This window comes from Microcoleus sp. MOSTC5 (assembly GCF_036701825.1).
Classification (GTDB): Bacteria; Cyanobacteriota; Cyanobacteriia; order Cyanobacteriales; family Microcoleaceae; genus Microcoleus; species Microcoleus asticus.
The window spans coordinates 159,671-171,864 of record NZ_JAUBRK010000004.1; the positions used below are offsets into that span (position 1 = coordinate 159,671).

9 protein-coding genes are annotated in these 12,194 nt (G+C 46.8%); 6 read left to right on the top strand and 3 right to left on the bottom strand.

Features of this window, described 5'->3' with window-relative positions; translation table 11 throughout:
* The first annotated feature begins 59 nt into the window (after nt 1–59).
* The 3 genes from egtC (at nt 60) to egtD (ending at nt 3,542) form a co-directional block, all read left to right on the top strand.
* Nucleotides 60–848: an ergothioneine biosynthesis protein EgtC gene (gene egtC, locus QUA54_RS03245; RefSeq protein ID WP_172191771.1), complete on the top strand. Its 789-nt coding sequence runs from the start codon at nt 60–62 to the stop codon at nt 846–848.
* Nucleotides 820–2,115: an ergothioneine biosynthesis protein EgtB gene (locus tag QUA54_RS03250; protein WP_333413218.1), complete on the top strand. Its 1,296-nt coding sequence runs from the start codon at nt 820–822 to the stop codon at nt 2,113–2,115. Before egtC ends, QUA54_RS03250 begins: the two co-directional genes overlap by 29 nt.
* 380 nt (nt 2,116–2,495) lie before the next feature.
* A complete protein-coding gene (egtD, locus tag QUA54_RS03255; RefSeq protein WP_333413220.1) occupies nt 2,496–3,542 on the top strand; it encodes an L-histidine N(alpha)-methyltransferase in 1,047 nt (348 codons plus the stop codon).
* Between the two features lie 213 nt (nt 3,543–3,755).
* Here the strand turns inward: egtD and QUA54_RS03260 are convergent, their stop codons facing one another.
* The 3 genes from QUA54_RS03260 to QUA54_RS03270 all read right to left on the bottom strand — a co-directional run bounded on the left by QUA54_RS03260 (nt 3,756) and on the right by QUA54_RS03270 (nt 7,533).
* Nucleotides 3,756–4,367 carry a hypothetical protein gene (locus tag QUA54_RS03260; RefSeq protein WP_333190600.1) on the bottom strand — a complete coding sequence of 204 codons (612 nt, stop codon included), beginning with the start codon at nt 4,365–4,367 and terminating at the stop codon, nt 3,756–3,758.
* Nucleotides 4,368–4,781: 414 nt separating this feature from the next.
* On the bottom strand, nt 4,782–5,096 hold the full coding sequence (locus QUA54_RS03265) for an RNA-binding protein (protein ID WP_333413222.1): 315 nt from the start codon (nt 5,094–5,096) through the stop codon (nt 4,782–4,784).
* A gap of 754 nt (nt 5,097–5,850) precedes the next feature.
* Nucleotides 5,851–7,533 (bottom strand): tetratricopeptide repeat protein, encoded by a 1,683-nt coding sequence (locus QUA54_RS03270; protein WP_333413223.1) that lies wholly within the window; start codon nt 7,531–7,533, stop codon nt 5,851–5,853.
* Nucleotides 7,534–8,044: 511 nt separating this feature from the next.
* Between QUA54_RS03270 and QUA54_RS03275 the strand changes: the two genes are divergently transcribed.
* The 3 genes from QUA54_RS03275 to QUA54_RS03285 all read left to right on the top strand — a co-directional run bounded on the left by QUA54_RS03275 (nt 8,045) and on the right by QUA54_RS03285 (nt 11,968).
* Nucleotides 8,045–9,772: a pseudouridine synthase gene (locus tag QUA54_RS03275; protein ID WP_333413225.1), complete on the top strand. Its 1,728-nt coding sequence runs from the start codon at nt 8,045–8,047 to the stop codon at nt 9,770–9,772.
* A gap of 84 nt (nt 9,773–9,856) precedes the next feature.
* Complete coding sequence (locus tag QUA54_RS03280) at nt 9,857–10,420, top strand: Uma2 family endonuclease (RefSeq protein ID WP_333413227.1); 564 nt, start codon at nt 9,857–9,859, stop codon at nt 10,418–10,420.
* Between the two features lie 429 nt (nt 10,421–10,849).
* Nucleotides 10,850–11,968, top strand: coding sequence for an alkene reductase (locus QUA54_RS03285; protein WP_333413229.1), 1,119 nt, complete (start codon nt 10,850–10,852; stop codon nt 11,966–11,968).
* The last annotated feature ends 226 nt before the right edge of the window (nt 11,969–12,194 follow it).

The following is a 12,194-nucleotide window of genomic DNA, read 5'->3' on the forward strand; positions in this document are numbered from 1 at the left end:
GCTCGGGCAATTTTTCGGCTAATGGCTTACAATGCTAATCAAATTGCTACAAAAATTTTATGTGCCGTTTGCTTGGCTACCTCGGGGAGCCGATTTTACTCGATACTATTCTGTACAAGCCGGAACATTCCCTAATTGTGCAGAGTTACCAGCCCCGCGAAATGACTTCTGGCGTACTCAATGCTGACGGTTTTGGTCTTGGTTGGTATCACCCGCACCTAGATAGTGACCCGTTTACCTATAAAAATGTACAGCCAATTTGGAGCGACATTAACCTTCCGAGTATCAGTCGGTACGTTGAATCAGGATGCGCGATCGGATACGTTCGCAGTGCAACTTCAGGACAAGCTCTAGATTTGAGCAACTGTCAGCCGTTTCAGAACGATCGCCTGCTGTTCGTACACAACGGCTTCGTGAAGAATTTTCGGCAAACTCTTTACAGACCAATTCGCGATCGGCTCAGCGATACGCTTTATCAATCAATTAACGGCACTACAGATTCAGAGCATATCTTCGGCTTGTTTGTCAATGAATTGACAGCCGCAAATCTGACTCTAGAAGCTGCTTTGCAAAACACGCTGAAAACTTTGGCAGAGCTAGCAAACTTTCACCAAGTAGAATTTTCAGCTAATATAATTATCAGCGACGGACACCAGCTCGTTGCCTCTCGCTTTGCTTCCCAAAAAGCCCCTCCTTCCCTCTATTGGGTGCGAGACGATTTAAATTTCCCGGATTCCGTCATCATTGCTTCTGAACCTTTATTTGCTGGCAATTGGCACGAGTGTCCAGTCCAGAGCATTATCAGTACCGGAGTAGATCGTGATATCCAAATCTATCCAATCTTGTAGAGAGGCAATTTATCACGATTTGCAGCAGTGTCGCCGCGGCACTTTCAAGCTATTTGCAGACATTGACTACGATATTTTTTGCCGCCAAGCTCATCCTGATTTCAGTCCGGTTGGCTGGCACTTAGGTCACATTGCTTATACTGAGGATTTGTGGCTGTTGCAGCGGTGTGCTGGGTTGAAGCCGGTCTTTCCTGAGTATCACCAACTGTTTGCTGCTGATATTTTGCCGAAAAAACAACGGGTTTTTCTGCCGACATTACCTGAAGTTGAATTATATCTGGATGCGGTGAGAAAAAAGGTGTTAGATTATTTGGAAGTAGCGCCGATCGACGAACAAGAACGTCTCTGGCGGTTTATTATTCAGCACGAAAGCCAGCACTGCGAAACTGTTGCTTTCGTGTTGCAAATGCAAAGGAAGAGGGAAGAAGGAAGAGGGAAGAAGGAAGAAGGAAGAGGGAAGAAGGAAGAAGGAAGATTAATTTCCAATTACCGATTACCAATTACCGATTACCAATTACCAATTACCGATTCTCCGGTGATTGAAATTCCGGGCGGGGAATTTTACATGGGAAGCGATGCTGCTGAGGCTTTGGATAACGAGCGATCGCGCCACCTGTGTTATTTAGAAGCATACTCGATCGATCGCTATCCCGTCACTTGCCGTCAATACCGAGATTTCATGGAATCCGGCGGCTATCAAAACCCTGATTGGTGGTCAGGGGAAGGCTGGAAATGGCTGCAAGTCGAAGCCGTCTCTCGACCGCTTTACTGGTCAGAAAATCCAGCTTTCAACAACCATCCTGTCTGTGGCGTGAGTTGGTACGAAGCCGAAGCTTACTGCAATTTCACCGGCAAGCGTTTGCCATCGGAAGCCGAATGGGAAAAAGCGGCGAGTTGGGATGCCGCAAATCAAAAATATCGCATCTATCCTTGGGGAGAAGAACAGCCAAACGGCAGCCTGTGCAATCACGGAAATAATATTGCCAATACCTCGCCAGTTGATGCCTTTCCCAAAGGAGCAAGTGCGATCGGCTGCTGCGATATGTTGGGCAATGTTTGGGAGTGGACTGCTTCAACCTTTGACGCCTATCCGGGATTTGAAAGTTATCCTTACAGGGGATATTCTCAAGTTTATTTTGATGGAGAACACCGGGTTTTAAAAGGCGGGAGTTGGGCGACTTTTCCGCAGGCACTGCGATCGAGCTTTCGGAATTGGTATTATCCGGGCGTGCGGCAAATTATTGCGGGTTTTCGCTGCGCTAAGTAGTTGGCTATGTAATTATAACTGCTATCAAGTTTATTCAGATTTAGGACTTAATTACTCGGAGTTTTCAGAAAACTAAAGTCCTCAAAACAGGCCTGATAACGCTTATTTTACTGACATCATATCAATAGCCCAAAAGGGAATTTGGAACGAAATTGGGTTGCGAAATGCCCAAGCTTTTCCGATTTAAGAAGCTCAAGGGAAACAAGTTTGGTTAATTATTCAATAATTATTGTGGATAAATTCTAAGTTTTTATTGTGGATGCGATCGCCATCGGGTGAGACAATACATAACGTAGATCGGCATGAAAAATCTGACTTGAGCGCGATATTTGGCAACGCGACTGCGTGCTATACCCAGATGTGCATCTAAAAATTACTTTATGAAATCCCCAAGACTGTCCGACACGGCAAACTCAGCCTCAACCAAAGAAAACCGACTTCACTTAGAGCGATTGGTGAGCGCTGCGGCACCGACACCCGCAGAAATCAATGCTGGCAGCGATGCAGTTAGCGGGTTGACTCAAACCCCCAAATCCCTCCCTCCAAAGTATTTCTACGACGATCGCGGATCAAACCTGTTTGAGTTGATTTGCCAGTTGCCGGAATACTACCTGACACGCACTGAGACGGCAATTTTGCAGGGGTGCGCGGGGGCGATCGCAAATTTAACGGGCCCCTGCGAAATCGTGGAACTCGGCAGCGGCAGTTCCACCAAAACTCGGATTCTCCTCGATGCTTACAGTCAACTGGAATATCCCCTGCACTATTTGCCGATCGATATCAGTCCTAGTATCCTAGAAAGCAGCGCTTGTCAACTGTTGGCAGATTATCCGTCGCTCCAAATTCACGGACTTGTCAGCACTTACGAATTAGCCTTAGCTAAAATGGCACCGTCGCCGTTGCCAACCCGAATGATTTGCTTTCTAGGCAGTACCCTCGGCAATCTCAACGCTCAAGAATGCGATGTATTCTTCTCGCAAATTGTCGGTGCATTGCAGCCGGGAGAGTATTTTTTGCTGGGAATTGACTTAGACAAATCTAAGGACATTTTAGAGCCGGCCTACGATGACAGCCAAGGAGTGACGGCGGCATTTAACTTGAATATGCTGCGGCATTTAAATCGGAGGTATGAGGGAAATTTTGATTTAGCAAACTTCGAGCATTGGGCTTTTTACAATCAAGAGGAATGTCAAATTGAAATGCACTTAAAAAGTAAAAAAGCGCAAAAAGTGCAGTTGCGCGCTCTGAATTTAACGGTTGAATTTGCAGCGGGAGAAACTATCCGCAGCGAAATATCGCGCAAGTTTAATCTCAATACAGTAAAACAAGAACTTTCCCAGCGCGGTTTAATGCCGGTGCAAGTTTGGACAGATCCAAATCAGTGGTTTGGCTTGATGCTTTGTCAGATGTCAGATGGTAATAAATGAGTTCTTCAGATATTACCCACAGTCAGGACACGGCAATGCCGTGTCCCTACAAATCGGGCGATGGTTAAATCGGAGTGGGCGATGGCGGGCGAACCCCGCAAGCTAGGAGGTTTTGGGGTAGGGACAGGGCACTGCCGCGTCCTCTATTTCTGTGTTGTCGATCGTTCTGAATTCAGCCTATCCTCTTAGCAATTACCAATTCCCAATTACCAATTAACAAATCGGCCGCTGCCCGGGTTTTACGGCGTGAATGTACTCGCTGCCCGATGTCGGCCATCCCCGCTTGTAATAAGCTTCCTCCGGCTTCCCCCAGCCCAACTGCAACAAAATTTCCAGAAAATCCAACTTTTCCCAGTTCGAGAGACTGGCCCATTCTGTGCGCTGGGCTAGAGCCTCTACATCAATCGGCTCGATCGATCGAAAATCCTTCCCGCTGTTAATGCTTAAATACAAATCCATCCCCGCAGTTACCTGCTGCCAGAATTCCAACATAGAAATCTTAGCTGCCTTCAGCGTTATCAAATCAACCGGTAGAGCTATTAATTCGTCATCCACTGCCGGATAGCGTAGAGTATTGCCTTTAACCGCCATTTCCCGCCAGACAATCCCAGAAACTTGATGTTCCCGCTGGTATTCGTGCACGGCAGCCTTAAAATTTTGATAGGCAGTGAACTTCTGAACGCCCTCAGATGTGAGAAAGCGGTCAATCACGGGGTTGCCTGTAGCAGGGGTTTGAGTCAAGTTGAGGCGCCGCCCATGCAAGCAGGCTTGGCGCTCTTCTTCGAGGATTTTAATGAGTTCCGCCGTGCTGTAGAGCTTGGACATCTTTATTCAGGCAAAATCAAGATATTGGCTGATATTCGGCTGGTGTTCTCAACTAATCTTCGGTAAAGATAGTTTGGTTGTTGGGGACAATATTCAGTTTTGCCGTTATTCTAACTTTTCTTTGTGCTTAATTCTAGTTTGATAATTTACAGGAGTCGATCGCAGAAATCCCAACAGCCTCTTAAAAAAAGAAGTTAAGAGGATACCGAATCACGAACTAGACTAAAAACTCCACCGCAGACGTACCTCGCGCGATTTGATTTTTTGCCAAAAACAAAGCCCCCTCCTTCGAGGGGGCAAAACTGACTTAGAGGTTTGTGAGTTTTATTTGGCGAGTCGAGAGAACAACCCCAAAAAAAAGCAGCATTCGCAACTGCCGTCAACTACCAAAACTCAAATTTTCAGTCTCAAAGCTTAGTAGCGTCCGCGTGAAGAGCGATCTTTGTCGCCCCAGCCACCGCCGCCGCCCGAGGGGCGTTTGTTGTCTTCGCGAGGTTTGGCTTTGTTGACTTTTAAGTCGCGGCCCATCCACTCAGCACCGTCTAAAGCTGCGATGGCTGCTGCTTCTTCAGCCTCGCTTGCCATTTCCACAAAAGCAAAACCCCGCATCTTGCCTGTTTCCCGGTCCATTGGCACTTGGACGCGGCTTACAGTACCGTATTCGGCAAATACTTCGCTGAGGTCGTCTGATGTTACCTCATATGAAAGATTACCCACGTAAATCGACATAAAATCTCCAGAATCATTAGGGTGCAGAGATTTAGATTCGGAGAGACGCTTGTAAATAAACACCAACAAACTACGCAACCGAATTTAATTCTTGGAAAACTACTATAACATGAAGCCAGCAGAATCAGCAATTGGCTGTCAGAATTTTCAATTAGGGGTGCCGTCGGGCAATCGGCAACAGAAAGTATTCGTGATAATTGACATCTGACACTCTTGGTATCATCAGCTTGGTTTCTTGCTGCAGGATCGAGCACAGAGCAAAGATTTTTTGTCGCTGTTACCCGGTTGATTCGGTATTATTGAGAACAGTGCGCGATCTCAGTTATAACTGACATCGCGCATTTTTCTGGAACAGGCAGGATACCTGCCTGTTCCACCAGATATCAATATTTTTAGTCGCAGATTCATCTTCTGATTAGTTAATGTTTACCGATAATTCATATTATTTCCTATCGAAAAACCTCATTACAAATATCAGGGTTATTTTACCGGACAGGATATTATTACTTCGTCGATCTAATTTCATCGGATATAGCAATACTATTTAATTTGTCAATTAGATTTTTTTATGCACCGCTGAGGGCGCAGAGAAGGCAGAGGAAGAGAAAAGAAGGAAAGTTTTATGAGTGTTCGCTGTCAGATAACAGCACAGCTTATATCTCACAGCGAGTGTCCCGCTAGCGAACAAGATATATCTCGCTTCGCGATCTGACAGCGAACACTACGAAAGAAAGCTATCATTGGGATGCTGCCATTACCACTTTCCTGACATCGCGCCCTTGAGTCTCAATTCTTCTCGATTGACTAGAGCTTCGTAGTAATCTGGTTTAATTTCCAGGGCGACTCCGTAAGAGGTAATGGCATCTTGAGTCCGCTGCAATTTTTGCAAAACGTCGCCGCGCTGCGCCCAAGCTTCCCAGTTGTCGGGCTTGAGTTGAATCACTTGGTCAAAAGCGACGAGTGCTTCGGAATAGCGCTGCATTTTCTCCAGGATTAAACCTCGCTGCACCCAGCCTTGATAGCTGTCGGGCCAGATAGTAATTGCTCGATCGTATGATGCTAGAGCTTGTTCGTACTGCTGCAAATTTGAGAAAGCGTTGCCGCGTTTCAACCAGGCTTCAAAATTGTCTGGCACAATTTTAATTACGCGGTTGTAAGCTGCTACGGCTTCTTCGTAACGCTGCAATTTTTCCAGCGCCGCGCCTTGCTGCAAACCTACTTTTGATGTAATTTCTGCTTCCGAACTCAGAGAGATTACTTTATCAAAACAGGCGATCGCCTCTTCGTATTGCTGCAATTTTTCCAGTGCTTCGCCTCGCAAATTCCAAGCTTCTAGAAAATTACCTTCAATTTGTAGGGCATTGCTGTAAGCGATAATAGCCTCTTTATAGCGTTCCAATCCTGCCAGGGCGATGCCTCTACCCAGCCAAGCTTCGGGGAAATTGGGATTAATTTGAATGGCTTTGTCAAAAGCAGCGATCGCCCCTTCAAAATCTATCGTTTCTGACAGTGTTTGACCGCGCCCGATCCATGCTTCGGCATAAAAAGGATTAATTTTAATTGCCTGCTCGAAACAAGCAATTGCTGCATCGGGCCACTGGTATTGGAGGGCCATTCCTTTATAGAACCAAGCTTCGCAGTCGTTGGGCTGCATTTGCAGTACGCGATCGTAAGCTGTCACCGCTTCTGCATATTTGTGCAATTTTGCTGAAGCAATACCCCGATTGAACCAAGCCAGACTATTTTGCGGTTTCAGTTGAATGGCGCGATCGTAAGAAGTTACAGCTTCAGCGTAGCGTTCCGCCTTCATCAAAGCCAAACCTCGGTTCAGCCAAGCTTCCCCATTGGTCGAGACGAGTTTCAGCGCGCGCTCGTAAGCCGCCACGGCATCAGGGTAGCGCTCCGCTTGCAGCAAGGCGTTGCCTTGCCGGCACCACATCGCGGGCAAATTCGGATGAATTTGGGTCGCTCTTTTGTAACAGCTTGCTGCTGCATCCCACTGCTGCAATTCCTCTAATACTCTGCCCCGCTGATACCAAGCTTCGTGCTTTTCTGGATTGATTTGAATTGCTTTGTCTAAAGCTACGATCGCTTCTGAGTGATTCTGCAAACTTAACAGTGCACTCCCGCGCAGCATCCAAGCCCAATATTCTTCGGGATTAATTGCAATAGCTCGATCGGCGCAGACTACGGTTTCTGCGTAGGAGTGCAGTTGCTTGTAAGCTTTGCCCAAATTTAGCCACGCCCGGGCCCCGTCCGGGTTAATTTGAACCGCTTTTGCGTAGCAAATGATTGCCGCTTCGTACCTTCCCGATGCGTACAATCTATTGCCCCGATCGTAATCTGGAAATGCTGCAAAAGCTCTAAAAATCGGCGGCAGCAGTGCTGGTTGGGGGTTTGAGGAGTTTTCTGTAGCCGAAGTCGAGAGGTCTGGCATACGCCTTGCACATAAAAAATTTAGTGGGATAACAAGCTGGCGGTCTTATATATTAACTTATGCTTTTCTTAACTCGCTGCTGTTTTGAGACAAATTTAGCATATCAGGCCTCCTGCGACAAATTATGTTTACTTAACTGCAATGTATAAAATTATGCAGCGCTCCCAGTTTGCGTACACCGCTGTAAAATACGCTCAGTCGATTTTCGATTTTCGATTTTCGATTGACCGAAAGCATCCAGGATACAAGCCCCCGGATTCATCCGTCCAGAAATAAAAAACCTGTATCCGATAAAGGAGCCTCCGAATTTATCCGTGGGGTCAATGCTTCAATCGCAAATCTAAAATCTAAAATCTAAAATCGATTGACTCCACAGATGAATCTGGGAGCTTGAACCAGAGTCTAAAATTTTGATCTCTCCACGACCAGTGTCGGAAACTTGTATCCGTTTTTGGGCGGGGTCAACACACAAACAGATATGTCCTAATTCAGGTTTAAAACCAAATTTAAGATGTTAGAGTTGCACGCGCTTTTAGATTTCACGGACTATGATTGGGGGTCGATCGACTCGCACCCAAATTATTGGTACGAAGGTCGTTGTCCTCAAAGCGGCGAGCTGGTGAGACTGCCGCGCACTAGAATGTCCGAGGATCTCGCCCGGGGTTTGATGCAGTACCTTGCTGCTGACGGTGCCTACGATCGCGAAGGGAAGATGTACGGCATATTACTGGTGGAGATGCCTTCGGGGGAACAGCGGATACTCAAAGCATTTTCCGGGCTGCTGAACGGTTGCAGCATTGTTGAAGGCTGGGTGCCACCGATTCCGGGACGAGATCGAGTTGCTTTCGAGGAAGCCCGCACGTTAGCTCAATTGGAGGCGATGAAACAGGAACTGATTGCGCTGAATCAACTCCCGCAGCGACAAGAGTATGAAGCCTTATTTCGGGAGTTTGAATTGCAATTGCAAGTTTTGAGCGATCGGCAGCGCAATTGCAAGCAGCAGCGAGACGAAAAACGCCAGTTACTGTGTCAAACCCTCGCCGCAGAAACACTAGAAATTGCCCTCGAACAACTGAATCAAGAAAGCCGCTTGGAGGGAATTGAACGCAGGCAATTGAAACGGCAGCGGGATGAAACTTTGCAGCCGCTAAAACAATTAATTGAAGCTGCGGATCGGCGGATGCGGGCGCTGAAACAGCGGCGAAAAGAACTTTCCCGCGAACTTCAGACGCAAATGCACGCGGCTTACACTCTGGTGAATTTTTTGGGTAAATCGCGATCGCTCTCCTCATTGATGCCAACTAATTCTATTCCCACTGGCACCGGCGACTGCTGCGCGCCAAAATTGCTCCACTGCGCGGCAGCAAACAATCTGAAACCGCTGGCAATGGCTGAGTTTTGGTGGGGGCCGCCATCGGGGGATAAGATACAGGGAGAATTTTATGGCGCTTGTGGCGATCGGTGTCAGCCGTTGATGGGTTTTTTGCTGTCAGGATTGGCTCAAAATCGGACTGTTTCTAATATAAATGAGGGTTTGACGGGCTGGCTAGAAACCCACCCCACAAGCAATAATTTTTATTGTGGAACGGGCAGCTTGCCCGTTACGCAAATGCTACCGATTATTTATGAAGACAAATGGTTAATTGCGGTCAATAAACCTTCTGGTTTGCTGTCAGTTCCAGGTCGTTATTTAGAAAATCAAGATAGTGTTTTTAGTCGTTTGCTTAACTTGTTGCCGGATAGTTTGGATTTGACTGCGGTGCATCGTTTAGATTGGGAAACATCGGGTATTTTGCTATTGTCGCGGAACAAAGAAACTAGCAGTCAACTCAGGCAGCAATTTGAAACGAAGCAGGTTCACAAAGTTTATGAAGCGGTGCTTTCAGGTACTGTAAAAATTGATGCGGGGACGATCGATCTCCCACTTTGGGGCGATCCAGAAAATCGCCCTTACCAGCAAGTCAATTGGGAGTGCGGAAAGCCCAGCGTTACTCGCTTTCAGGTAATGGCGAAAGAGGGAAATTGCGATCGCGTCGAGTTTTTGCCGCTGACGGGACGCACGCATCAATTGAGGGTTCATGCAGCGGATGTTAGAGGGTTGGGGATACCGATTTTGGGCGATCGACTTTACGGATGTCGGGCTGCTGCGAACCGGCTACACTTGCACGCCCGGGAACTTTCCTTTGAGCATCCGCAGTTGAGAGAAACGCTATACCTAAAGGCAGAAACACCATTTTGAACTCAGGGCGATCGGGGAACGATCGATATCTGTATAATAATCAGTATAGGAATCTCAACTCGCTTCTCTTCAGGAAACCTTAAAATGGTACAGACTCCCACTAAAACCCTTACCCTAGGAGAGTTTCTGAATCTGCCGGATACGGAACCCGCCAGCGAATACATTAATGGAAGGATCGTCCAAAAACCAATGCCACAAGGAGAACATAGTGCACTTCAGACTGAATTGTCTCCCGCAATTAACTCGGTTGTGAGGTCAAAAAAGATTGCACGAGCTTTCTCAGAACTCCGCTGCACTTTTGGTGAACGATCTATTATACCCGATATTTCCGTATTCTTATGGAGCAGGATTCCTCGCAAGGAAAATGGTGAAGTGGCTAATGTTTTCTCAATTGCCCCAGATTGGACGATCGAAATTCTTTCGCCTGACCAAAGCCAAACTAAGGTAACAAAAAATATTCTGCATTGCTTGAAGCACGGAACGCAGATGGGTTGGCTGATTGACCCATCCGAGCAATGTGTATTTGTTTACTTAGTCGATCGACCAACAGCGTTTTATGACGAACCGGATGTACTGTTACCAGTGCCAGAATTTGCCAGAGAATTCAATCTTACAGTAGAAGGTTTATTTAGTTGGCTGCTAGATTAATGACAAATAAAGTTGACTTTTATGATGCGATTTTTCTGCATAAAAAGTGCAGAACGAGATTTATTTTGACTATTCATCATCCTGAGATTTTTTAAGTTTAGTTAACAAGCCTAATAACTTTTTATCACGAGCGGCTGCGAACCGGCTACACTTGCACGCGCGGGAACTTTCCTTCGATCGCCCGCAGTTGCGAGAAAAGCTGCACTTACAGGCGGCGAGGACACCATTTTGAACTCAGGGCGATCGGGCAACGATCGATAATCGATCGTGAATATGTGATGCCGTTAGCATTCCGGGTGATGGATTCAAGTTATATTAAGCTTGTCCCCCGACAATCCGTGCGGAGGATATCACCTTAATTGTGTTAACAGGTAACAGTTAACCGTTAAGTGATTTACCTCATTTTTCAGTTGATAAAACCTCAAGATTATGACTGCTAAAACCACTTCTCCCCTGCTGCTCAGTTCCTTCAAACTCGGAGATTTACCATTAAAAAACCGGGTAGTCATGGCACCCCTGACGCGCTCCAGAGCCGGTGAAGCGCGGATGCCCAACGCCTTGATGGCAGAGTATTACACTCAGCGAGCCTCGGCTGGTTTAATCATTACAGAAGCCACAGTGATTTCTACTCAAGCTATTGGTTGGCTCAATACGCCCGGTATTTATTCAGACGAGCAAGCCGAAGCTTGGAAACAAGTTGTGAATTCGGTTCATGCCCGCGAAACGCCGATTTTCATGCAGCTTTGGCACTGCGGACGGGCTTCCCACAGCAGTTTTCATGAAAACAATCAATTGCCAGTTGCAGCGTCTGCCATCAAAATAAACGGAGAAGGTATTCATACCCCTCTAGGCAAACAACCCTACGAAACTCCCCGCGCTCTAGAAACCGATGAAATCCCGCTGGTTGTAGAAGATTATCGCAAGGCGGCGGAACGGGCAAAAATGGCAGGTTTTGACGGTGTAGAAATTCACGCGGCAAACGGCTATCTCATTGACACGTTCCTGCAAACCAGAACCAATCACCGCACTGATTCCTATGGTGGCGCAGTCGAAAATCGCTACCGTTTTCTCAAGGAAATTGTGGAGGCGATTATCACAGTATTTCCGGCAAACAGAGTGGGAGTTAGACTTTCTCCCAATGGTGTTTACAATGATATGGGTTCTCCCACTTATCGGGAAGATTTTCTGTATTTCGCAGGGCAGTTAAATGCCTGTGATTTAGCTTACCTTCACTTGGTGGACGGTGTGGATAGGGGCTTTCACGAATTGGGAACGCCGATGGTGATAGGTGAGTTTCGCGATGTGTTTGCAGGGCCGCTGGTCGGCAACTCCGGATATACTCAAGAACTGGCTGAAACAGCCGTGAGCAGCAAAGTTGCGGATTTAATTGCTTTTGGTCGAGATTTGATCGGCAATCCCGATTTGGTAGAGCGTTTTACTAATGGTTGGCCGCTCAATCCCCCTGCCAAAGTGAGCACCTGGTATTCTTTTGGGCCTGAAGGTTATATCGATTTCCCTAGGTATCAGGAATCTGCCGCTATTTCTTAGTTGAGTTGGTTGGGGCGGGTTTATCAATACCGAGTATGTGAATCATAGATAATGATGAACTCGCCCCAACAGGATTTATAGTTAATTCACAAAAGTAGGAGTGGGAGTTGCAGCGATATTTAATTTTCATCGCCGGTTGAGATCGAGAACATTTCCCCATATCCTAATAACCATAGGGTACTTCAAAACATCCAAGCTGCTAGCTCAGCGTTTGAGTGCCTGAAAA

Coding starts and splice junctions, on each gene's coding strand:
- egtC (WP_172191771.1), top strand. CDS start 60: ATGTGCCGTTTGCTTGGCTACCTCGGGGAGCCGATTTTACTCGATACT.
- egtD (WP_333413220.1), top strand. CDS start 2,496: ATGAAATCCCCAAGACTGTCCGACACGGCAAACTCAGCCTCAACCAAA.
- QUA54_RS03260 (WP_333190600.1), bottom strand. CDS start 4,367: ATGTCCAAGCTCTACAGCACGGCGGAACTCATTAAAATCCTCGAAGAA.
- QUA54_RS03265 (WP_333413222.1), bottom strand. CDS start 5,096: ATGTCGATTTACGTGGGTAATCTTTCATATGAGGTAACATCAGACGAC.
- QUA54_RS03270 (WP_333413223.1), bottom strand. CDS start 7,533: ATGCCAGACCTCTCGACTTCGGCTACAGAAAACTCCTCAAACCCCCAA.
- QUA54_RS03275 (WP_333413225.1), top strand. CDS start 8,045: ATGTTAGAGTTGCACGCGCTTTTAGATTTCACGGACTATGATTGGGGG.
- QUA54_RS03280 (WP_333413227.1), top strand. CDS start 9,857: ATGGTACAGACTCCCACTAAAACCCTTACCCTAGGAGAGTTTCTGAAT.
- QUA54_RS03285 (WP_333413229.1), top strand. CDS start 10,850: ATGACTGCTAAAACCACTTCTCCCCTGCTGCTCAGTTCCTTCAAACTC.